Below are 22,967 nucleotides of genomic sequence, written 5' to 3' on the forward strand. Positions count from 1 at the left end.
TCATTCTCCTGCTTTGGCGTACATGGCACCGGCGTCGGCCAGAAGTGCACGATTTGCTATGCGTTCGCGGGCGACAGGCTGGCCATCCAGAACCTGAAAGATGCCGCGCACGGCTTCCACTCCGACACGTGCGCCGGCTTCGCGCGTGACACCGCCGATATGCGGAGTGACAACGATGCGGTTTTCACTGAAGAACGGATGGTTCGCCTGGGGTGGTTCCACGGCAAAAGTGTCAAGTCCCGCGCCTGCAAGATGGCCTGATTGAATTGCAGCGAGCAGCGCGTCTTCGTCAATCAGCCCACCACGCGCCGTGTTGATCACGTAGCTGCCTTCCGGCATGCGCGCGATGGCTTCGGCGTTCAGGATCTGGCGTGTCTGATCGGTCAGCGGACAATGAAGGCTGAGGACATCGGATTGTTCCAGCAGCTCTTCGAGCGAGCTGCAGCGTTTTACGCCCAGTCTTTCGAATACGTCGTTGTCGGCATAGGGATCGTAGCCGATCAGGTTCAGGCCAATGCCCTTGGCAATTCGGCCTGTTGCCTGTGCAATAGACCCCATCCCCAACAGGCCCAGTCGGCTTCCTGCCAGCTCGCGGCCGAGAAAACCTGCCTTTTCCCAGCGGCCGGCACGAAGCCCTGCGTCAAGCGGCAGGATGCGCTTCACGGTGGCAAGCATGAGTGCAATCGCATGTTCGGCGACTGAAACTGCATTCGCGCCCGTTGCAACAAGTACCGGAATGCCGCGGGATGCGGCTGCCTGGAGATCGATGTTGTCGACGCCAACACCATGCTTTGAAATGACGCGCAGCTTTGGAGCCTTTTCAAGGACGTCGGCATCCAGCCGGCCCATCCGCGAGACGATCCCTTCCGCCCCGGTCTCGACCAGAAGCGTGGAGATCACATCACTGTCTGCATAGGCCGGAGTATGAACGGTTTCGTATCCGTGGTCTTTCACAAGCGCGACAGCACTTGGGTCGAGGTCGGGGCCGGTCACAAGGATTTTCTTGCTCATGCGTACGTCTCTCTGCTCTCCGCAAGCGGAAAGTGATTGTACTTTGATAGGGGATGAGTGACCGCGTCCGCCTCCCAGCTTGCACGGTTGAATTCCTCCGCCATCTTGGGTAACGGATAGAATGACTTAACAAAAGCGAATTAATCTGGTTCTTATGTTAAGAAAAACTGGATGAAGGTATGGACACCCGTCAACTCAAGACCCTGGTCGCTATCGCAACCCATGGCACCTTCACCAAGGCGGCGGAGATCGTAAACCTGACGCCATCGGCAGTCAGTCAACAGATCCAGGCGCTGGAAGTCGAACTGAACATCATCCTGTTCGAACGGTCGTCCCGTCCTCCAAAGTTGACCTCGCAGGGACTTCAAGTCCTTGAAATGGCTCAGGAGATGTTACGTCTCGAAGACGATACCAAGGCAAATCTGCGGGGAGACAAGCTCGCCGGCACCCTCATGCTGGGCTCTGTTCGTTCCAGTGCACTCAATCTGCTGCCGAGAGCCATTGTCCAGATGCGAAACCAGTATCCCGATCTGAAAACCAATCTGAGAGTTTCGCTGTCTTCAACCCTGATTGCCGATGTGGCTTCCGGACGGCTCGATGCTGCAGTGGTCGCGGAGCATGTCGGCATTCCGCCCGCCTTGCGCTGGAGCCCCTTCCTTCGTGAGCCGCTCTGGCTGATCGCACCGGAAGACACAAAATCCACCGACCCCGCCGACCTGCTTGCCACCTGTCCGTTCATTCGATTTCGCAGCGCCGTGCCGCTTGCCAACCTTATCGACACGGAGATCTCTCGCATGGGGATCGCAACCAACGATATTGCCGAGATCGACACGATCGGGTCCATCGTCACATGTGTCCGGCAAGGCATGGGAGTTTCCGTTGTACCGCATGTCGCCTTGCAGGAACCGGATCACCAGCGGCTGACAAAACTCCCTTTCGGCAATCCGCAAGTGACAAGGCAAATCGGCATCGTTGAGCGGATCGTATCGCCGCGGGCTGAAATCATCGCGCGTATCCACACGGTACTTGCCGAACTTTGCGCCCCGCATGGCGTAAGCAGAATAGAGGACGTGTCTTGACCATCCTCCGGAGGATCACCAGCCGGTAGGCTGCGCCACCTCATAAATGTGTCTTGTCAAAAAGGCTGTCACCAACGAGGTCGTTCGGTCTCAGGGCCGAGAAAGAAGTCCTTGCCTGGACAATCGGAAGATCCTCGCATTGTTTTTTCCATCACAAGAACAAGGTGGCAATGCCTGGCAGAAGAATAACGAGCAGCAAAACCAGCAGCATGACTGCGATGAATGGCATCGTGCCCGCGAAGATCTGTTCGACGGAAACGTCCGGATCGTTGAGCGTATTGTGCACCGTGAACACCGAGATGCCGAAGGGCGGCGTCAGGAGGCCAATTTCAACGGCGATCACGATGACGATGCCGAACTGGCTGAGGTCTATACCCATGTGCTGCGCGATGGGCGCTGCGATCGGTACCATGATCAGGAGGATCGACGTGCTGTCGAGGATCATGCCCATGACGAGAATGAGCGCCGAGCACAGAATCATGAAGCCCATCGGGCCGAGGCCGGTCTCGTTGACGAGGCTTGCGATGGCGTTGGGAAGGCCGGCAATCGACAACATGCGCGAATAGTAACTGGCAGCGACAAGCAGCAGCAGGATCGATACAGAGATCACACCGGTCTGCTTCATCACCCGCCACAGATTATGGCGGTTGAGGGAACGGCGTGAAAGCGCAACCAGCAGCGCACCGAAGGCGCCGACACCGCCAGCCTCTGTTGGTGTGAAATATCCCGAATAAAGTCCGCCGAGCACCAGAACCACGAGCAGGATGATCGGCACCAGCTTGGCGATCATCCGGCCAAGCGGCATCGGTTCGATGGCGCTGTCGCGACGGCGCTCCTTCGCAGCAGCAGGATCGGTGAGAACGAAACCCGGGAACAGCACGGTCACGGCAACGAGCATTGCCACGAAGCCACCGGCAAGCATCAGCCCCGGCACGATGCCGGCGATGAACATGCCACCGATGGAGACTTCTGCCAGAACCCCGTAAATAATGAGGAGCAAGCTCGGCGGGATCAGCATACCGAGTACCGATGAGCCCGCGACCGTGCCCGCAGCAAAGGCCGGGCGATACCCGTGACGCTCCATTTCAGGGACTGCGACACGGGTGAATACCGCCGCCGAGGCGATGGAGACGCCGGTGACCGCAGCGAAGATCGTGTTGGCCGCGACAGTCGCGACCCCGAGACCGCAGATGACCCGGCGCAGCAGTTCCTCTGCAACTTCGAAGGTGTCCCGCCCGACGTTGGAAACGCTCACCAGCAGCCCCATCAGGACGAAGAGGGGAATGGTCGCGAACAGATAATCGGCAATGCCGCTGTAGACGGTCAGCTCCAGCATCCTGAAGGCAAGGTCGATGTTATTGCGGATGATCCATATCCCGGCAAAGGCCACCAGGAACAGCGCATAGGCTATTTGCATGCCGAGCAGAACCAGAACGATCAACGCGCCGACAAGCAGGAAGCCAATGGTCAACGTCGTCATGAAAAGCTCCGGAACATGCGAATTTCTGTGTGCGCCCGGTAGAACGCGGCCAAAACAGCCACCGCCGAGCCCAGGACCGTTATGCCCCGGAAGGGCCAGGTCGGAATGGTAAAGACGCCCTGGACGCCGAAAAATTCGGACGTCGCCCAGGCACTGGCGAATTTCGGCCAGGAAGCCCAGAGAATGAGACCGAACACGATGACGCCGCAGAGGGAGAACAGGGCCTCGATCAGGCAGACACCTTTCGGCGACACGCTTTCAAGACGCCGGACGAGAAAATCGGCCCGGGTCAGGCGCTTTTGCAAGATGGCAGCGGCAACCTGCAGGAAGACGATGGCAACAACGGTGCGCGCAGCGATTTCCGCAACGCCGGTAATCGGCGCGTTGAAGAAGTTTCGACCAAGGACATCAGCGACGATCAGTATCATGAGCGCGCCGATGGAAAGTGTACCGACCGATGACATGATGGCGGCCGTGCCGCCGAGCATTGCGCCGAAAGGCGCTTCCGAGAAAGCCGGGACATAGGCGTCGTCGGCCTCGGTTCTGGTCTCATCCGTCATCGTTACGTCCAGTTCGCTCTCAATAAACCCGCCCGGACAAGATGCCGGGCGGGAGAGGTGTGAGGCAAGGCCGCTCTCAGAGCCCTTCGTCCCAGGACCTCAGCGGTTCCGCACCGCGTGCGCGCAGGGCGTCGAAATAGGCCTTCAGCACGACACGGCCGGCATCGCCGGTCTGTTCCAGCCACGGTTCCACGATATTCGGCAGTCCGTTCACCCAGGCGGTTTTTTCTGCTTCCGGCAGTTCGTGGATCGTCAGACCCGCTTCCTGCATTTCCTTGAGTGCTCGCGTGGCAAGATCCTCGACATATTGACCGTGTGCCGCGGAAGTTGCCTTCGCAGCTTCCCGGAAGGCGGCCTGGACCGGTTCCGGCAGACCGTCGAAGAAGTCCTTGTTGGCCGCGATGCCGCCGAAATACATCGAGCCGATGCCCACGCGGGTGAGTTCCGGCGCGACTTCATAGACGCGGGTCGGCAGAATGCCCGACGCGAAGGACAGCGTACCTTCGGTCACGCCGGTCTGGATGTTGGTGTAATAGGTCGTCAGTGCACCATCGACCGGCGTTGCCCCCGTCCCGCGCAACCAGTTGGCCGAGGTTCCCGGGGCGTTGAGCTTGCGGTTTTCAAGATCCTTCATGGAGTTGACCGGGAAGGTGGCATAGATGTCGTAGCTGTCGGTGATGAGCGATGACAGATGAACCATGCCGTTTTCCGCCCAGCTGTCACGCAGCTCCGGTAGGTTTGCCGAAAGATCATCGAAGATCTCGATGATCATCTTGTGGTCTTCCGTGGCAAACGGCGTGAAATAGGTCACGTTCTGGAGCGGCATGTTCGCACCTTCCCAGACGGTGCCGACCATGCCTACATCGACGATGCCGTCCATGACGGCTTCACGCGTGTCGGTGAATTTGTAGAGCGTGCCGGCATAGGACTCCACCCAGTCGACCTTGTATTCGCCGGCGGCTTCCAGGATCCGGTTCACTTCCGGCTGGAAGGTGTTCTTCATCGCATAGACCCAGATGTTCTGTTCCGGATGCGACGAACCGATATTGACCGTGATCGCCTGTTGCGCGGCGGCGAGGCCGGCAGAACTGGCCAGCATGGCCGTTGCGGTTGCCAATGTTACGAACTTCATGATTTTCCTCCCTGCATTCGGAGCCTTATCCTCCCAGGCTCCTCTGGTTCAGTCATTCAAGGTTCCAAGTGCTCTCACGATCCGTTCAGGCGTGAACGGCATTTCTGTCACTTGCGCGCCCATGGGCCGCAGGGCGTCGTTGATCGCATTCATGACGGCGGCCGGAGAACCGGCAGTGCCCGCCTCGCCCGCGCCCTTGGCCCCGAGCAAACTCTCCCCCGTCGGCGTTTCAACGTGCCCGATGATCATGTCGGGCATTTCAGCTGCCATCGGCACGAGGTAGTCTGCCATCGAGCCGTTCAGGAGCTGGCCTTCCGCGTCATAGTGGATTTCCTCAAAGAGCGCTCCGCCGAGTCCCTGAACGATCCCACCCCGGATCTGCTCGTCCACGAGAAGCGGGTTGATCACCCGCCCGCAATCCTCGACGCACCAATGCTTCAGCAGCTTCACGATGCCGGTCTCCGTATCGACCTCGAGGTAGGAGGCCTGGACGCCGTTGGTGAAGGCAAAGGGATATTCGGACGTGATGAAGTGCCGTGTCTGGACGAGTTCCCGCGGCAGGCCCTTCGGTAATGTGTCGCCGCGGAAGTAGACGATCCGGCCGAGCTCCTCGAGCGGCATGCGGGCTTCGCCCGAAGTGCTGTCAACCACAGCGCCGTCGCGGATGTCGAGCTGCGCCTGATCGGCCTGGAGCATGGAAGCGGCCACTTCAAGGATGGAATCGCGCAGCGCCCGCGCCGCCTGCAGCGCAGCCTCGCCGCCGATACCGGCTCCGCGCGACGCCCAGGTGCCGCCACCATAGGGCGTCACTTGTGTATCACCGGTAATGACGCGCACACGCGCAGGGGACACGCCAAGCCCCTCGGCAACCACCTGGCTCAGCATCGCCTCGGTGCCCTGCCCCTGTTCGGTTACGCCGGACAGCGCAACGATCGATCCGTCCGGATCCATCCGCACCGTGCAACCGTCTTGTGCCGAAATGCGCGCGCCGCCGATACCGTACATGAAGGGCGAGGGATTGGTCAGCTCGATGAAGCTTGCAATACCGATGCCCCTGTAGATGCCCTTCTTGCGGAGCTCTGCCTGTTCGGCTCGCAAGCCGTCGTAGTCCATCAGCTCCAGAAGCTTGTCCATGGAGGCGTGATGCGACAGCCCCTCGAAACGCATGTTCGCGGGAGATGTCACCGGATAGGCATCATCCCTGAACATGTTGCGCCGGCGGATCTCGACCGGGTCCATGCCGATTTCGGCGGCCGCCATATCCACCAGGCCTTCGGTGATCGCAACCGCGATCGGATGGCCGACTGCCCGGTACTGGCAGGTCGGCGTCTTGTTCTGGAAGACGACCGTGGTCCTGGCCCGGTAATTCTGGAAGTCATAGGGGCCACCGCAGAGGTTCACCACCTGGTTGCCTTCGATGGCGGAGGTGCGCGGATAGACCGAATATGGGCCGATCGCCGTCCAGTCATCGACATCCATGGCGAGGATCCGGCCGTCTTCTCCAACTGCAATCCTCGCCTCGATCTGATGATCGCGGGCGTGGATGTCGCTGGAGAAACTTTCCAGCCGGTCGGCAATGAATTTCACCGGCCGTTTCATGATCTTGGCGATTGCAGCCGTCGCCATTTCGTCCGGATAGACATGCACCTTGATGCCGTAGGAGCCGCCGACATCCTCGCAGATGACACGGACCCGGCTTTCCGGCAGGTCGAGATGAGTGGCCAGAACTGTCTGGATCATGTGGGGCGCTTGCGTCGCATGCCAGGCGGTCATCTGTTCCTCGGCCGGGTTCCAGTCGACCAGGATCGAGCGCGGCTCCAGCGTCACGCCCGTGTGCCGTCCGGTGACGAACCGCGCCGAGACGACCTTGTGCGCGGTCCGGAAGGTTTCGTCCACGTCCCCCTGTTCGTGCAGGCGCCGGAAGGCGAGGTTGTCGCCCATATCCGGATGCAGCACCGGCGTTTCAGGATCGAGCGCGGTCATCATGTCGGTGACGACGTCCAGTTGCTCGTAGTCAACATCGACAAGAGCCGCGCCATCCTCGGCAGCAGCGCGAGAGGTCGCGACAACGGCTGCCACCGGTTCGCCGACCCAGCAGGCTCGGTCAACGGCAATCGCATGCTCCGGCGGGGATTTCAGGCCTTTCAGATGGGCGAGCACAGCGACCCACGGCTTGCAGACCTCGGCAATGTCCTGGCCCGTGAAGACCCGGAGCACACCCTTCACCGATTTTGCATCCTCGGCGTCGATACGGTTGATCTTCGCGTGCGCGAAGGGCGAACGCACAAAAGCGACATGGACCATGCGCGGCAGCACGATGTCGTCCACATAGACGCCGCGCCCCTGGACCAGACGCCGGGCGTTGGGCCGCGGGACCGTCTTGCCGATATAGGAATTGGGCCGGTCCGGATTACCGAATTGAATGGTCATGCGGCCCCCTTCCGTGCGCGGACGCGCGCTACCGATTCAACTGCATCCACGATGGCTTCGTAGCCGGTGCAGCGGCAGTAATTGCCCGACAGATGCTCGCGGATCTGATCGCGTGACGGCATGCCGCCGGCCTCCAGCAGCTCGTTAATGGCAACCAGCATACCGGGCGTGCAGAAGCCGCACTGGAGCGCATTGCGCTCGACAAAGACGTCCTGAAGATCCTTTATCGCGCCCTGGTCCGACAGGCCTTCCACTGTCCAGACGTCGGCACCGTCCGCCTGGGCGGCCAGCATCAGGCAGCCACGCACGGCTTTGCCGTCGACCTTCAGCGTACAGGCACCGCAGACACCGTGTTCGCAGCTTGCATGGGCGCCGGTAAGGCCAAGCTCGCCGCGCAGGAAATCAACGAGATGCTGACCTGCCGGAACACGCGCCTCAACGGGCTCCCCGTTCACGGTCAGGCTGATGTCGATCTTGTCGCGGAACATCTCCGTCATGCGTTTCCTCCCTCGATCCTGGCGGCGGCGCGGCGTAAGAGGACACCGGCAAGGTGGCGGCGGTAAGCGGCACTTGCCTGGGTGTCCGACGGTGGGTCGATTTCCGCCTGAAGAGCCTGAACGGCGCCATTAATGTTGCCCTGGTCGAGAGCGGCCATGGCCCCTTCGGCAAGGACCGGCTTGGGCCCGACGGAAAAAAGCGACAGCCGGTGTCCATCGGCGCGCTTGACGAGGCACACTCCGGCAAGGGCATAGTCGCCGGATCTCCTGGCAACCTCGACGATGACCTGCTTTTCGCCGGGCTCTGCCTTCGGGACCGAGAGGCCGGTCAGGATTTCACCCTCCTCGATGGCCGTTTCGAATATGTCCTGAAAGAAATCTTCCACCGGGATGTCCCGCGAGCCGTTGAGGCCCTCCACATGTAGCGTGGCGCCAAGGGCCAGAACGCAGGCTGGAAACTCCGCAGCCGGATCGGCATGAGCCAGCGCACCACCTATGGTGCCGCGGTTGCGGATCGCAGCATGGGCGATGAATTCCACTGCCTGTGAAAGAAGCGGAGCAGACTGCCGGATCAGCGGGTTGCGACCAATCTCCGCATGCGAAGTCAGCGCACCTATCCGCAGACCATCCTGCGTTTCGGTTACCCGGGAAAGCTCGCTCAGGCGGGAAATGTCGATTAGGACGTCGCCTGCGGAGAGACGCAGGTTCAAGGCCGCAACCAGGCTCTGGCCACCTGCAAGCACGCGGCCGTTGCCGTCGCTCGCGGCCAGCATTTCCAGCGCGTTGCGCAAACTGGATGCCCGGGCATAACCGCCCGCCGATGCCTTCATGGCGTCTCCCTCCCGATTTCATCGCGACGCCCTCCAGCATCGCTTATTGAGCATCTGCTCAACTTTATTGATCAGATGATCTATAAAAATCGGAAGATTGCAAGTAGATTATTGCGTGCCGTATGAGGGAGGCAGGAAAAGGAACATGAATGGAATGACCGATGTCGCCGAAACGGGGGACACTTCCAGCCGTCGCAGGCTGCCCCCTTCCGAACGCCGCCTGCAGATCGTTGAAGGTGCCGTCGCCTTCTTCGCCGAGGTCGGCCTTGACGGCAACACACGCGATCTCGCCAAGCGTATTGGCGTCACGCAATCGCTGCTTTTCAACTATTTCGCCACCAAGGACGACCTCATAGAGGCGGTCTACGAAAAGGTGTACCTCGGTCGACTTTCTCCCGACTGGCCGGAGCGGTTGACCGACCGGGAAGTGCCGCTGCGTCGGCGCCTGCTCGATTTCTACACTGAATACAGCACACTCATCTTCCAGTACGAGTGGATGCGGATTTTCATGTTTTCCGGCCTTTATGGCGCAGAACTCAACCGACGCTATCTCAAACATCTGGGTGACGTCATCCTGCTGCCGCTCCTGGGCGAGATCGAGCATGAGGTCAGTTCCGGCGTCACACCGGTCATGGAAGATATCTGGAACCTGCACGGCGGCATCGTCTACATCGGCATCCGACAGCACATCTACCGAACCCCCTGCCCGGACGATCCGTCCGAGGCCATATCAAGAGCGATCGACCGTTTCCTGCTGTCGTTCGGAATCAGTCCCTGCCCTTGAGCTGGTGCTGAAGAGGTTGTCCGCTGTTCCAGCGGCTCATTCACCACCCCCGGAAGGGCACACGCGGGACAAGGCTCCAATCCTGTTCGAAGCGCAGCTGGACAGTCGGAAACGCGATTTCGGTAACTTCGTGGAGAACAGAGATAACGTCGTTCCGGCTATTCCTCAGGTTTTTCAAGGACCGCATAGCGTCCACAAGCTCCCAGGCAGCGACACACATTCCAGGAACCTCTATCTTGCAGTGAGGTAAATCCAGCGGACACCCCGTCAGATCAACATCCGCCGAGGCTCTTTCAAAAGACCCGCGTAATAGCTCAGAAAGCGCGCAGCGTCGGCGCCGTTGATGACCCTGTGGTCGTAGCTGAGATCGAGGGGCACCATCTGGACGGGTTTGAAAGCCTCCCCGTCCCAGACGGGGGCCACTTCCGTGCGAGTGATGCCGAGTATGGCGACTTCGGGTGGGTTGACGATGGGTGTGAAGGCGGTGCCGCCGATCCCGCCGAGGTTGGTGATGGTCATGGATGCACCGCCCATTTCATCAGGGCGCACCTTGCGCTCTTGTGCTCTGGAGGCAAGGTCGGCGATTTCCGCCGCGATCTGCCAGAGGCCTTTCCGGTCAACGTCCCGGATCACCGGCACCATCAGGCCGTGGGCGGTGTCGACCGCGATACCAAGGTGCACATAGTCCTTCAGGAACAGCGTCTTGCCGTCCGGACTGAGAGAAGCGTTGAACTTCGGGAACTCCCGCAAGGCCTTCGACAAGGCCTTGGCATGGAAAGCCAGCGCCGTCAGCTTCACGCCGCGCTCGCCGGCTTCCGTTCGCAATTCCTTGCGCAGGGCTTCAATCGCCGTCATCTCCGCGCGGTCGTGATGGGTGACGGCGGGAATGAGCCGCTGGGCGGCGGCCATGTTCTGCGCAGCAACCTGCGCGAACCTTGAAACCGATTCTTCCGTTATGGGGCCGGAAAGCGCGTGGTCGACGTCCCAGTACCCGCGGTCTCCTGTTTCAACTGGAGAAGCTGAGACCGAAGGCGACATCCCAGTATCGCCTTCGCCCTCCACATCCTCGCGGGCGATGGACGTGCGTCCGATGTCGCGCGCGAGTTTCTCTATGTCTATGCCCTTCTGCCGGGCCAGCGCCCTGACCGAAGGCGGTGCGATCACGTCGGACATCTCCACCTCCTACCAGCTTGCCGAAATATACTGGGTTTCCATGAACTCCAGCATGCCTTCATGACCGCCTTCACGGCCAAGGCCGGACTGCTTGGTGCCGCCGAAGGGAGCCGCCGGATCGGAGACGAGGCCGCGGTTGAAGCCGACCATGCCATAGTCCAGCTTTTCGCAGACCTGCAGGCCGCGTTTCATGTCCTTCGTGAAGACATAGGCAACCAGACCGTATTCCGTGTCGTTGGCTCTGCGGATCACGTCGTCCTGATCGGTGAAGGTCTGGAGGGCGGCGACGGGCCCGAAGATTTCGTCGTGCACGCAGTCGGCCGTCTCGGGCACACCCGACAGAACCGTGGGCGGATAGAAAAAGCCCTTTCCGCCCGGCAGGTCGCCACCGACTTCGATCTTCGCCCCCTTCTCAACGGCATCACGAACGAAAACCGCAACCTTGTCGCGGGTTTCCGCATTGACCAGCGGGCCGACGTCCACATCCGGGTCAGATCCGTCACCAACCTTCAGTTTTTTCATGGCCTCGACAAGTCGGCGGGTAAAGTCGTCGGCAACGGCTTCGTGTACATAGATACGGTTGGCCGCCGTGCAGGCTTCACCGAGGTTGCGCATCTTGGCCAGCATCGTGCCCTGCACCGCCTCATCAAGGTCGGCATCGTCAAAGACGATCAGCGGTGCGTTGCCGCCAAGTTCCATCGCCGGTTTGAGAACCTGATCGGCCGCAGAATGCAGCAGCTTGCGGCCAACCGCCGTGGAACCGGTGAAGGAGACGACGCGCACGCGCGGGTCGTGCAGCATGTGGTCGACAAGCGCGCCGGTGCGCTTGGAAGGCAGCACATTGACGAGGCCTGCCGGAACGCCGGCTTCTTCCAGGAGGGGCATGAGCGCCAGCATGGTCAGCGGTGTTTCGGAAGCCGGTTTGATGATCACCCCGCAGCCGGCGGCCAGAGCCGGAGCGATCTTGCGGGTGCCCATCGCCGCAGGATAGTTCCATGGCGTGACAAGAACCGCAAGGCCGGCAGGCTTGTGCTGCACGATGATGCGCGCGCCAGAGGCAGGCGCATGGGTGATGAGGCCGTCGGCGCGTACGGCTTCTTCGGCAAACCAGCGGAAGAATTCGGCGGCATAGGTCGCCTCGCCCATGGCGTCACTGCGCGCCTTGCCGTTTTCCAGCGTGATCATGCGGGCAAAGTCTTCCAGCCGCGCCGTCATCAATTCCCACGCCTTGCGGAGCACTTCAGAACGTTCGCGCGGCGTTTTGGCGGCCCATTTTGCCATCGCGGCTTCTGCGGCATCCAGCGCGGCATCCGCGTCCTTGATATCTGCGGACGCGACGGAGGCAAGCACCTCTTCGGTTGCCGGGTTCAGAACGTCGAACCTTTCGCCGCTCGCTCCCGCGCACCAGGTGCCGTTAATGTAAAGATCTGTATGGTCCATAATGGTCCCCTTGGGTTCAAAGCAGGTGGCGGAGCGGTTGCTCCATCCGACCCGCGAAATTGGAAAGCAGGTCAATCGCCTGAGGCGTGGTCACTCGGTCACCGGTCCATTCCAGCACGAGAGCGAGATCCTCCCCCTGGCGCAGGATGCTGATGACAGGGCATTTGCCTGCATTAAGCTGAAGCGCCGAGATGCGGCTTGCTCTCAGGTCACGCACCAGCAGATCCACTTCTAGATCGTCGTCTGCCGGTTTGACCTGACCAAGCCAGAGCGAAGCAGCGGAGTAGGCTTGCGACTGCCACATATTCTCAACGCGGACTTTGGCGGGAAAGTTCCCGAAACTGGCAGCCGCAAACCCGGCTAGCAGAGCTGCCTGATCGGCTTGCCCGCCGTTTTCCTTCGCCCAGGCCACGAAGTCTGCAAATCCTGTACCCGATACCTCTGCCCTGAGTTCGAAGCGCTGCGCCGTGGCACTTGCCGCCGGCGTTTCCGCGTGCAGGGTCTTGAGGGTCTCCAGATCCTTGACGTGAAACGGCTGGGGGTGGCCGGCATCGGCCAGACGCTGCAGGTCCAGCCCTTGTTCCTGCGCAAGCCGCCGTGCCTTGGGGGACGCAAGAACTCTCCCGGCCACCCCGGGCGCTGTCTTGGCCGTCATCCGTTTTTCAGGAGAAGGTGCAGGCGTGTTAACAGGTTCCGTCTTTTCCTGCCGCTCCGGCGCTGTTTCACCGGCTGCGGAGATTGGTGCTCCAGCCGCCTTGCGCGACACTGCCTTGTCCGGTTTTTGCTCCGAAATCACCGCGATCGCCTGGCCGACGGGCACTTCCTCTCCCGCTTCCGCCAGAAGCGCGGCCACGAAACCGTCGCGGCCAGCATTAACCTCAACCGTGCTCTTGTCCGTTTCCACTTCGAAGAGAATGTCGTCAGCCGCAACGGCTTCTCCGGGCTGTTTGCACCAAGTAACCAAAAGGCCCATGTCCTGAGCCATGCCGAGCGTCGGCATGATCACCTGATGTCCGTCTGGCAGCTCATCCTCCCCGGTCTCCGCGCCGCCCGGTGCGGGTTCTGCCGTATCGGCGATCTTCTCCGGTGAAGGCGCATTGCCTGCTTCTCCAGCCCCTTCCGGAGTTTCAGAGATCATCGCGATCACCTGGCCGACCGGAACATCGCTGCCTGCTTCCACGGAGACGTCGGTCAGATAGCCTTCCTTCTGCGCCTCCACTTCCATGGCGGCCTTGTCGGTTTCCACCTCGAAAAGCACATCGCCAGCGGCGACCGCCTCTCCCGGTTTCTTGTGCCAGGCCAGCAACTGGCCGCTGTCCTGGGCCATGCCGAGCGCGGGCATGATCACCTCATGCGGCATGGATCAGCTCCCCGCGGCAGATCTTGCGCGCGTTGTCGGCAACTCCTGCGGCATTCGGCACGGTGATGTCTTCTAGGGCGGGCGAAAACGGCACCGGCACGTCCATGGCGCCCATGCGGATGACTGGCGCGTCGAGGTGGTAGAAAGCTTTCTCGCTGATGCGTGCGGCAATTTCCGCCGTTACGCCGTAGCTCTGGTGGCCTTCGTCGATGACAATGGCGCGCGACGTCTTGCGGACTGAACGCAGGATGGTTTCCTCATCCAGCGGCACGATCGTGCGCGGGTCGATTATCTCCGCGCTGATGCCCTCGCGCGACAACGTTTCCGCTGCTTCCTCGGCTACCTGCACCATGGAGGAGGTCGCCACCAGCGTGACATCCCGACCCTCGCGCTTGATGTGCGCCTGGCCGAAGGGGATCAGGTATTCTTCCTCCGGCACCGGGGCCTTGTCGTTGTACATCAGCTTGTCTTCGAAGATGACCACCGGATTGTTGTCCCGGATTGCGGTCTTCATCAGGCCCTTGGCCTCGTAAGCAGAAGAAGGCATGGCGACCTTGAGCCCCGGAATGTGGGCGACAAGCGCCTGCAGGGACTGGCTGTGCTGGGCGGCGGAGCGGCGGGTCGCGCCCATGTTGGTGCGCAGGACCAGCGGCACGTTCAGCTTGCCGCCGGACATATAGTGGGTCTTGGCGGCCTGATTGCAGAGCTGATCCATGACCAGATAGAGAAAGTCGCCGAACATCAGATCGACGATCGGCCTCAGTCCGGTCATCGCCGCACCAACGGCTATGCCCATGAACCCGGGTTCGGATATCGGCGTGTCGATGATCCTGTCCGTTCCGAACTCCTCCACCAGACCGGACAGCACCTTGAACGGCGTTCCGGCCTCAGCGACATCTTCGCCCAGGAGAATGATCGACGGATCCCGGCGCATTTCTTCCGCGATGGCTTCGTTGACGGCCCTGGACAGGGTGATTTCACGTGTCATGGCGTCCCTCCTCAGGCGGCGGTGTCGGCGTAGACATGCATGTCCACTTCCCGCACATCCGGATATTTCGCGTCGAGCGCATATTTGACGGCAGCTTCCGCATCGGCGGCGATTTCATTATCGATTGCCACCAGTTCGTCGGCGGTCATGATCTTCTGGTCGATCAGCCACTTGCCGAAGTTGGTGATCGGGTCGCGCGCAGACTTCCACTCCGTCTCTTCATCCTTGGCGCGGTAGTAGTCGCGGTTGATGTCGCCGACGTGGTGGCCGTGATAGCGATAGGTGTCGAGTTCGATGAAGAACGGGCCTTCGCCCTTTCGGCATCTGGCGGCGAGCTCTCCCGCCAGCTTGTTCACCGCCAGCACATCCTGGCCATCGACCTTGAAGCTCTCGATGCTGAAGGCTTCCGCCCGGGCGGTGAGCGAACCGGCCGCGATTTCCTCGGTCCTGGTGTATTCGCTGTAGCCGTTGTTCTCGCAGGCATAGATGACAGGAAGCTTCCAGAGCGCGGCCATGTTCATGACCTCGTACCAGAGCCCCTGTGCCGTCGCGCCATCTCCGAAGAAACACACGGTGACGTGCCCGGTGCCCAGACGCTTAGCGGTGAGTGCCGATCCGGTGGCAATGCCCATGGAACCGCCGACAATGGCGTTGGCGCCAAGGTTGCCGTTGGCCTGATCGGCGATATGCATCGACCCACCCTTGCCCCGGCAATAGCCCTCTTCCTTGCCCAGAAGCTCGCAGAACATTTCCTTGAAATGCGCGCCCTTGGCGACACAGTGACCGTGCCCCCTGTGCGTCGACGTGATCTTGTCTTCGGGCGTCAGCGCTTCGCAGATGCCGACGGCCACGGCTTCCTGACCGGAATACATGTGGGTCAGGCCCGGCATCTTCGCCGACAGGTAAAGCTGGTTGGCGTTGTCCTCGAAGGCACGGATGCGCACCATCTGCGTGTACATGCGCAGATACTCTTCCGTGTTGTGTTTCTTTTTCTTCGCAGCGCTCATCTTGTTGTCCCTTGACTGGGCCCGGCCGCCGCGCGGCCGGGCACGATGGGCAGGTCAGTACCGGTTGGCGATCGGAAGTTCTTCGGCCGGGAACAGGCTGATGACCTCGACGCCCGTATCCGTCACCACGACTTCCTCCTCGATCCGGGCGGCGGAATAGCCGTCGGCGGCCGGGCAGTAGGTTTCCAGCGCGAACACCATGCCCGTCTTGATTTCCATCGGATGGTCGAGCGAGACCGCACGCGAGATGATCGGCCGCTCGTGCAGGGCCAGACCCAGGCCGTGGCCGAATTGCAGGCCGAAGGCTGTCTCCTCGTTGGGGAAGCCGAACTCCTCCGCCTTCGGCCAGACTTCCGCCACCTTGTCGGTGGAGACGCCGGGTTTGATCATGGCGATGGAGGCATCGATCCATTCGCGCGCCTTGACGTAGGCATCACGCTGCGCCGGGGTTGCCCGGCCAATGTTGAAGGTGCGGTAGTAGCAGGTCCGATAGCCCTGATAGGACTGCAAGATGTCGAAGAACGCCTGATCGCCCGGACGGAAATAGCGGTCGGTGAAATTGTGCGGATGCGGATTGCAGCGCTCGCCGGAAATGGCGTTGATCGCCTCGACATCATCCGATCCCATCTCGTAGAGCATCTTGTTGGACAGGGCGACAATGTCGTTCTCGCGCACGCCCGGCTTCAGTTCCTCGTAGATCATGTGATAGACGCCATCGACCATGGAAGCCGCCTGCGTCAGAAGCTGGATCTCGTCCCAGTTCTTGATCTCGCGCGCCGCCAGCATGATCTGCTGACCGTCCACCACGTTAAGTCCCTCTGCCTGAAGCGCATGGAACATGGCGGTTTCGGCATAGTCGACACCGACCGGCATGTCCGCCATGCCGGCGTCCCGGATCAGCCCGGCAATTTCGCGGGCATATTTGCGCATCAGGCCGAATTCCGGCGGGATGGTGCCGCGCATGCCGACCACACCTGCCCGGCAATGATCCGGCACCAGCCAGTCGGAGAACTTCTTGTGGTGGACGGCGGCTGAACCGAAGTCCCACACGTAAGGGGCATCATCGCCCGTCAGCAGGCAGAAGCGGCACATCTTGTCCCGCTCCCATTCGCCGATCTTGGTGGCCGAGACGTAGCGGATGTTGTTGACGTCAAACAGCAGCAGCGTACCGGCGGGAGAGGCCTTCAGCGCCTCCCGTGTTCTGGCAAGGCGATACCGGCGCAGCCGATCATGGTCGATACGGCGTTCGAAATCGACGGATGTGTGCCCCCAGGCAGGCAAACGCCCCTCCCAGCGCCAATGCGGCTCGAGATCCTGTGGCGTCAGGAGGTTGGGGAACAGTGCGCGAGACATGGCTCTCTCCTTCGGATGCAACTACGCACATCCGTCATGTGAAAAAGAATATTGTTTTTCAGAGTGTTACTGGATGCACCAGCCGCCATCGATGTGGATCATCTGGCCGGTCATGTAATCGCTGTCGTGGCTGGCGAGAAACGACGCGGTGCCCTTGATGTCATCCGGATAGGACACACGCTTGATCACCAGTTCGTTGTTGGCGATGTCTTCGTAGGCTTGTCCGGCCCGTTCCTTGAACCCTATTTCGACAAGGTCCTTGTCGAGCTGTTCCCAAAGCGGTGTCACCACCACGCCGGGGGCATAGCCGTTGACGGTGATGTTGTGTTCGCCGAGCGCAACGGCCCCGCAATGGGTCAGAGCCAGGCAGCCATATTTGGACGTGCAATAGACGGTCACATCCACCAGCGGCTTGCGCGAGGCGATGGAGCCGACATTGATCAGCTTGTAGGGAAAATCCTGTGGCCCTTGCGCAATCATCTGCCGGGCGGTTTCCTGCATACCCAGCCACATTGCCTTGGTGTTGACGCCCATGATGAGATCCCAGTTGTCCTCATCGATATCCATGAAGAAACGGGGCTTGTTGAGGCCGGCGTTGAAGAGGCCCACATTGATGCTACCGAAGGCTTCGACAGTTGCCGCCACCGCCGCGGCATTGTCCTCGCGGCGCGTCACGTCCATCTTGACCGCAACCGCCTTGCCGTTACCGGCCGCATTAATGCGATCCGCGACGGCCTGGGCTTCGTCGAGGTCCAAATCACCAAGACAGACGTTGGCGCCCTGAGCTGCAAAATGCTCGGCGTTGGTTGCGCCCATGCCGCGTGCGGCACCGGTAATCAGAACGTTTTTTCCCTTGAGCCGATTGGGGTCCATGAATTCCTCCCATTAAAGTTTTCCAGCCTCCCGCAGAAGTCGGTCGGCACGATCTTGAGCCATCTGCAACGCGGCTTTTGGCGTCTTCACGCCACGCAACATGTCGTGGCATTCCTCCCCGCAGATGCGGATGATGTCGTTGATTTCCGGGATCGGCGGTCGTGGCCAGAACTGCAGTTCGTCCCGCCAGGACATGGCGTCCACCGCTTCAAAGATCGGAGACAGGCGCCGGACTTCCGGGTCCGCGCCAACCGAATAGCGCGGATTGGTGCGGCTGCCGTGTTCGACGTAGAGCTTTTGCGCTTCAGGCGACGTGAAGACGATCAGCGCTTCGGCTGCCGCCTCCAGCCGTTCCGGCGCGATATTGGCCGGAATGCCGAGCAGATAGCCGCCGACCGGGGCGATATTCTGCGCATTGGGGCCGGAAGGATGCGGCAGGAAACCAACCTTGCCGTGAGCCGCGCAGGCCGGATTCTGTTCGAAGTATGGAGCGAGCAAAGTATAGCCGTAGGCCATCGCTACACGTCCGCTGGCGAACGGACGGACGCGCTCGTACCAGGACATCGACAGGATATCTGGCGGCGAATATTGCAACAGCGCCATCAGGTATTCGGCGGCATCGAGTGCACGTTCGGAATAGATGACCGGCCGGTAGCCGCCGTCTGCCAGTCGTGAGGCGTCGTAACCACCAGCCTGTTTGGGCAAATCCAGAATAGGCTGACCGAAGTCCGCACAAGTCATCATGAATGTATGGCCAAGCGCTGTCCCGCGTGCCGCGTTCCAGGCAATTCCGTATCTGCCCTGAACCGGGTCGTTGAGCCGGGCGGCGGCCTTGAGCAGCGCGTCCGTCGTGAGGGGCGGTTCAAGCCCTGCTTCCGCCAGCAGATCCTTCCGGTAAAACAGCAGTTCCGGCGTGGTCTGCGAGGGCACACCGTATGGCTTGCCTCCCCAGTGAGCTGCCTGCCAGCCGGCAGTGTGAAAATCGCTCGGCTGAAGCCGCTCGACATCCAGCACTTCGTCCAGCGGCAGGAGATACCCGTTCTCGGCAAACTCGCCCAGCCACGGCAGGTCCAGGGCAATCAGGTCATAGCGGCTTGTCGCCCTGTGGGCGTTCTTGACCGCTTCTTCGTGAAGCCGGTCGATGGAAAAGGCCCGCTGCTGAATGGAACACCCGACCACCTGCTCAAACTGGCGCTTGAGGCCGTGCATCACCATGAAGGTGGGATCGCCATGAACCAGGACACGAAGATCGCCAGACAGTTTCAAGGGTTCAAGCAGGACCTGGGGCGGCTGGATTGTCTGGGCTTCCAGATAGGACCCGCCGAAATAATAGTCCTGTGTGCCGGAGCGCAGATCGGCAGACCCGAACGATTGTGCCGCCATCCTGCGGACACGGCTGCTGAACTGGGTCCATGCCTCCAGCATGTCGGCGCTCGGATGGAGGGAGTAGCTTCTGCCGGAAGACGTCCTCGGCCTTTGCTCGATCAGGCCGTTGTCGATCATCTCGCGCATGCGGCGGCTGGCTGTCGCGTAGGGAACGCCCGACGCGCCAATGAGCGAGGTCGGGGTCACCGCCTTCGCTTCCAGATGCCTTTTCACCAGATAGGTCGACATTTTGACATAGGGGTTCGGAGCAGATATCTCCAACAGACCATCCATCTCTTCTTCAAAGTTCTCCAGAAAGCTGAGAACCTGGAGGATTTCCGTCTTGGCCTGTTGCGTCAGATAAGTCTTTTCGCGAACCAACTCTCCCTCTTGCTGGTTCATCGCTCGGCTCCAGTTTTCCGGACGGGATGAACCACTGCTGCGTTTCCTCGTTTTGGATATTTTTTGGATCGACATTGAATGTCCTCCTAAGCGTGAGCGACGTGGCCGATTAGAAAAACGGCCAAAAAATCCATTTTGGATATAAGAACATCCATTTTGGATATTTTCGAGGGGGCGTCGTTCTGCCGAGGCGTGCAGGCTTTTGAGTGACGCTCACGGTGGGCGCATATCCGTGTCAGGAGGAGGCACGGTTCAGAATTCAGACCATTCGAAATGGTCTCTCAGGGAGGAAATGAAACAATGAACACTTTCCGTTCGCTGCTTGTCGCCACGACGGCCGTCGCAGGTCTGACCTTGTCTGGTGCAGCCGGTGCAGAAACGATGAAGATCGGCATCACGCAGAACAACGTCGGCGTCGACAGTTACCAGACCACCTATGAAAAGGCCTTCATCGCGGCAGCCGACGCCAATGCGGATGTCGAAACCGTCGTTCTGGACGCCGGCGGCGACGTCGCCCGGCAAATCGCCCAGATGGAAGACCTGATCCAGCAGGAAGTGGACGCGATCATCATCTGGCCGACGAACGGTGAAGCCGTCATCCCGGCCGTCCGCAAGGCCTTCAAGGCTGACATTCCGGTGATTGTGACCAACTCGAACATCGCCGAACAGGGCTTCGAGTTCGTGAAGTCCTTCTCCGGCCCGGACAACATCACCCAGGGCTCCCGTTCCGCCGAGATCATGTGCGACAAGTTCAAGGCCATGGGCATCGAGAACGAAGCCCAGATCGTTCAGATTTCCGGCCAGCCGGGCTACACGACGGCGATCGAGCGCGCCAAGGGCTTCGAAGACCGCCTGCCGGAAGTCTGCCCGAATGTGACGCTGGTGGAGACCCAGCCGGGCGACTGGAACCGCGAAAAGTCCCAGAAGGTCATGGAAGCGTTCCTGGTCAAGTATGACGACATCGACGGCGTTTACGCTGGAGACGACAACATGGGTGTCGGCGCGCTGAATGCCGCCAAGGCCGCCGGTCGTGAGGGCATCATCTTCGTCGGCGCGACCAATTTCTCCGTCGGTTACGAGGCGATGGAGCGCGGCGAATACTGGGGTTCGATCTACCAGTCGCCCGTTGACGATGCCGAAGCTGCCCTGCAGACGGCAATCGATATCCTGTCCGGCAAGGATGTCCCTTTCCTGAACTACTTCGACACACCGAAGATCACCCAGGACAACATGGCCGAATTCGACAAGCCTGTCTTCTGAACCTGAAGGTCAAGCCCGACTGGGGCGCGAGCCAAGCCTTGCGCCCCATTTTTTCCCAATATATTGACCGGGAGGAAACCATGGGCCGAGTGTCCGGGCGTTCCTGTATCGTCACCGGTGCTGCCCGAGGGATCGGACGTGCCATTGGCGAAGCCCTTATCAACGAGGGAGCGGATGTCTGCTTTGCGGACATCAACGGCGAACAGGCAAGTGCCGTTGCCGAAGCCAACCGCGACCGTGCTGCCGAAACCGGCGCCGGGGTGACATGGGCCCAGGTCGATGTGACCGATCGTGAGCAGGTTCGTGCCATGATCGCGAAAACCGTCGCGGCTTTCGGCAAGCTGGACGTCAAGTTCAACAATGCCGGCGTCAACAAGCCCATGAACTTTCTCGATGTCACGGAGGACAACTGGAACTTCATCATGGGAGTGAACGGCCTTGGGTGCCTGATCGGCATGCAGGAGGCCGCCCGCCAGATGATTGGCCAGGGCACCGGCGGCAAGATCATCAACACCGCGTCGATCGCCAGTCGACAGGGGTTCGACAATGTCGCGCCCTATTGCGCCTCGAAATGGGCCGTGGTCTCGCTGACGCAATCCGGCGCAAGAGACCTTGCCAGACACAACATCACCGTCACAGGCTTTGCGCCGGGTGTCGTGGCTACCGAAATGTGGGAACAGGTGGACCGGGATCTTCTGGATATCGGCGCTGCCGAACGGCCCGGACAGGCGATGGAGGAATTCTCCTCCGAGATCCTGCGCGGCCGGGTGGCGACACCGTCCGACATCACGGGAACGACCACGTTCCTGGCGTCACCAGAAAGCGATTACATGACCGGTCAGGTGGTGATGATCGATGGTGGCATGACGCTCGTTTGAAACTTTACAACAGGATGAGGGAGGGTCTGTTGTCCGACATATCAAGCAAGGCTGCCAGCCGTCCCGGCAGTTCCAAGGAAAAATCCATGAAGCCCTTCAGTCTGTCGGGCGTTGGGGGATTTCTGGCGAAACAGGGCATTCTGATCGCCTTCGCCGTCTTCATGATCGGCTTCACGATCGCCAACCAGCGCTTTCTCGACCCAGACAACATCATGGGCGTTGTCCGCTCCTCTGCAATCCTGGGCGTGATGGCCCTCGGCGTCACCTTTGTCGTCATCAGCGGCAATCTCGACCTGTCCGTCGGGTCGATGATGTCGTTTGCCACCATCGTCGTCCTCGATCTGCACGACAAGCTGGGGCCTTTGCTCGCCATCCCGTCCATGTACGCCATGGTACTGTGCCTGGGCGCCTTCATTGGCTTCCTCGTCGGATATCTGAAGCTGAATTCCCTGATCGTGACCCTTGGCATGTTGTCAGCGATCCACGGACTGACCCTCACCTATTCCGGCGGCAAGAACATGGATATTGCCGACAAGGAAGGCACCTGGTTCAGCGTGTTCGGCCAGTCGACCGTCCTCGGCATTCCGGTACCGATCCTGCTGTTTGCCCTTGTCGCCTCTGTTCTGGGGATCGTCCTTGCCAAGACACCATTCGGCCGCAAGGTCTACGCGGTTGGAGGCAACGGCACCGCGGCAACCTTCTCGGGCATTCGCAGAGCCCGTGTCGTCTTCACCTGCTACCTCATGTCCGCTTTCTGCGTCGGTACTGCCGGTCTCATCCAGGCCAGCCGGTCACTGGGAAGCCAGAACACGGTTGGTCAGGGGCTTGAGCTTGAAGTTCTGGCTGCAGTCATCCTCGGCGGAGCATCGCTGATGGGCGGCTCCGGAACGATCTTCAAGACCGTTATCGGTGTCCTGATCCTCGGCTTTATCCAGAACGGCCTCTTGCTCGTCGGACTGCAGTTCTATGTCCAGTATGTGGTGACCTGGATCATCATCATTCTTGCCGTGTGGCTGGATATTGCCGCCAAACGCGGCAAGCTCTGGTCGCCGATCGCGTGAGGGA

General features: G+C 60.6%; 20 protein-coding genes. 5 read left to right on the forward strand and 15 right to left on the reverse strand.

Annotated features, from left to right (window positions below; translation table 11 throughout):
* On the reverse strand, positions 1–1,011 hold the full coding sequence (locus tag HEP89_RS01340) for a hydroxyacid dehydrogenase (protein ID WP_168691162.1): 1,011 nt from the start codon (positions 1,009–1,011) through the stop codon (positions 1–3).
* Positions 1,012–1,190: 179 nt separating this feature from the next.
* Between HEP89_RS01340 and HEP89_RS01345 the strand changes: the two genes are divergently transcribed.
* Positions 1,191–2,090: a LysR family transcriptional regulator gene (locus HEP89_RS01345; RefSeq protein WP_075281367.1), complete on the forward strand. Its 900-nt coding sequence runs from the start codon at positions 1,191–1,193 to the stop codon at positions 2,088–2,090.
* Positions 2,091–2,241: 151 nt separating this feature from the next.
* On the opposite strand, the gene HEP89_RS01350 is transcribed toward HEP89_RS01345, so the two are convergent.
* The 6 genes from HEP89_RS01350 to HEP89_RS01375 form a co-directional block, all read right to left on the reverse strand.
* A complete protein-coding gene (locus tag HEP89_RS01350; protein ID WP_168691163.1) occupies positions 2,242–3,570 on the reverse strand; it encodes a TRAP transporter large permease subunit in 1,329 nt (442 codons plus the stop codon).
* Positions 3,567–4,130 carry a TRAP transporter small permease gene (locus tag HEP89_RS01355; RefSeq protein ID WP_023001699.1) on the reverse strand — a complete coding sequence of 188 codons (564 nt, stop codon included), beginning with the start codon at positions 4,128–4,130 and terminating at the stop codon, positions 3,567–3,569. Before HEP89_RS01355 ends, HEP89_RS01350 begins: the two co-directional genes overlap by 4 nt.
* A gap of 76 nt (positions 4,131–4,206) precedes the next feature.
* A complete protein-coding gene (locus tag HEP89_RS01360; RefSeq protein ID WP_023001700.1) occupies positions 4,207–5,262 on the reverse strand; it encodes a C4-dicarboxylate TRAP transporter substrate-binding protein in 1,056 nt (351 codons plus the stop codon).
* 48 nt (positions 5,263–5,310) lie between these two features.
* The gene (locus HEP89_RS01365; RefSeq protein ID WP_168691164.1) at positions 5,311–7,692 is read right to left on the reverse strand and encodes a xanthine dehydrogenase family protein molybdopterin-binding subunit; all 2,382 of its coding nucleotides are present in this window, start codon (positions 7,690–7,692) and stop codon (positions 5,311–5,313) included.
* Positions 7,689–8,189: a (2Fe-2S)-binding protein gene (locus HEP89_RS01370; protein WP_168691165.1), complete on the reverse strand. Its 501-nt coding sequence runs from the start codon at positions 8,187–8,189 to the stop codon at positions 7,689–7,691. Before HEP89_RS01370 ends, HEP89_RS01365 begins: the two co-directional genes overlap by 4 nt.
* Entirely contained in the window at positions 8,186–9,019 is an 834-nt protein-coding gene (locus HEP89_RS01375; protein ID WP_168691166.1) for a xanthine dehydrogenase family protein subunit M, read from the reverse strand. Before HEP89_RS01375 ends, HEP89_RS01370 begins: the two co-directional genes overlap by 4 nt.
* 145 nt (positions 9,020–9,164) lie before the next feature.
* Between HEP89_RS01375 and HEP89_RS01380 the strand changes: the two genes are divergently transcribed.
* A complete protein-coding gene (locus tag HEP89_RS01380) occupies positions 9,165–9,803 on the forward strand; it encodes a TetR/AcrR family transcriptional regulator (RefSeq protein WP_168691167.1) in 639 nt (212 codons plus the stop codon).
* A gap of 267 nt (positions 9,804–10,070) precedes the next feature.
* Here HEP89_RS01380 and HEP89_RS01385 read toward each other — a convergent pair whose 3' ends face one another.
* The 8 genes from HEP89_RS01385 to HEP89_RS01420 all read right to left on the reverse strand — a co-directional run bounded on the left by HEP89_RS01385 (position 10,071) and on the right by HEP89_RS01420 (position 19,764).
* Positions 10,071–10,976 carry a 2-oxo acid dehydrogenase subunit E2 gene (locus HEP89_RS01385; protein WP_168691168.1) on the reverse strand — a complete coding sequence of 302 codons (906 nt, stop codon included), beginning with the start codon at positions 10,974–10,976 and terminating at the stop codon, positions 10,071–10,073.
* Positions 10,977–10,985: 9 nt separating this feature from the next.
* Positions 10,986–12,416, reverse strand: a complete 1,431-nt coding sequence (locus HEP89_RS01390) for an NAD-dependent succinate-semialdehyde dehydrogenase (protein WP_077290579.1) — start codon at positions 12,414–12,416, stop codon at positions 10,986–10,988.
* A gap of 16 nt (positions 12,417–12,432) precedes the next feature.
* Positions 12,433–13,776, reverse strand: coding sequence for a biotin/lipoyl-containing protein (locus HEP89_RS01395; RefSeq protein ID WP_168691169.1), 1,344 nt, complete (start codon positions 13,774–13,776; stop codon positions 12,433–12,435).
* On the reverse strand, positions 13,766–14,764 hold the full coding sequence (locus tag HEP89_RS01400) for an alpha-ketoacid dehydrogenase subunit beta (RefSeq protein ID WP_168691170.1): 999 nt from the start codon (positions 14,762–14,764) through the stop codon (positions 13,766–13,768). The genes HEP89_RS01395 and HEP89_RS01400 overlap by 11 nt, the downstream gene beginning before the upstream one ends.
* A gap of 11 nt (positions 14,765–14,775) precedes the next feature.
* Complete coding sequence (locus tag HEP89_RS01405) at positions 14,776–15,771, reverse strand: thiamine pyrophosphate-dependent dehydrogenase E1 component subunit alpha (RefSeq protein WP_168691171.1); 996 nt, start codon at positions 15,769–15,771, stop codon at positions 14,776–14,778.
* Positions 15,772–15,825: 54 nt separating this feature from the next.
* Positions 15,826–17,124 carry a Xaa-Pro peptidase family protein gene (locus HEP89_RS01410; protein WP_168691172.1) on the reverse strand — a complete coding sequence of 433 codons (1,299 nt, stop codon included), beginning with the start codon at positions 17,122–17,124 and terminating at the stop codon, positions 15,826–15,828.
* 66 nt (positions 17,125–17,190) lie between these two features.
* Positions 17,191–17,997, reverse strand: a complete 807-nt coding sequence (locus HEP89_RS01415) for an SDR family oxidoreductase (RefSeq protein ID WP_168691173.1) — start codon at positions 17,995–17,997, stop codon at positions 17,191–17,193.
* A gap of 12 nt (positions 17,998–18,009) precedes the next feature.
* Positions 18,010–19,764, reverse strand: coding sequence for an extracellular solute-binding protein (locus HEP89_RS01420; protein ID WP_228148059.1), 1,755 nt, complete (start codon positions 19,762–19,764; stop codon positions 18,010–18,012).
* A 300-nt stretch (positions 19,765–20,064) separates the two neighbouring features.
* On the opposite strand from HEP89_RS01420, the gene HEP89_RS01425 reads away from it, so the two are divergent.
* The 3 genes from HEP89_RS01425 (at position 20,065) to HEP89_RS01435 (ending at position 22,963) form a co-directional block, all read left to right on the forward strand.
* A complete protein-coding gene (locus HEP89_RS01425; protein ID WP_031269629.1) occupies positions 20,065–21,024 on the forward strand; it encodes a sugar ABC transporter substrate-binding protein in 960 nt (319 codons plus the stop codon).
* Between the two features lie 80 nt (positions 21,025–21,104).
* Entirely contained in the window at positions 21,105–21,902 is a 798-nt protein-coding gene (locus HEP89_RS01430; RefSeq protein WP_168691174.1) for an SDR family oxidoreductase, read from the forward strand.
* A 29-nt stretch (positions 21,903–21,931) separates the two neighbouring features.
* On the forward strand, positions 21,932–22,963 hold the full coding sequence (locus tag HEP89_RS01435) for an ABC transporter permease (protein ID WP_228869438.1): 1,032 nt from the start codon (positions 21,932–21,934) through the stop codon (positions 22,961–22,963).
* Positions 22,964–22,967 lie beyond the last annotated feature (4 nt).

The sequence above is a fragment of the Labrenzia sp. 5N genome (genome assembly GCF_012395805.1).
In the GTDB taxonomy this organism is placed as follows: domain Bacteria; phylum Pseudomonadota; class Alphaproteobacteria; order Rhizobiales; family Stappiaceae; genus Roseibium; species Roseibium algicola.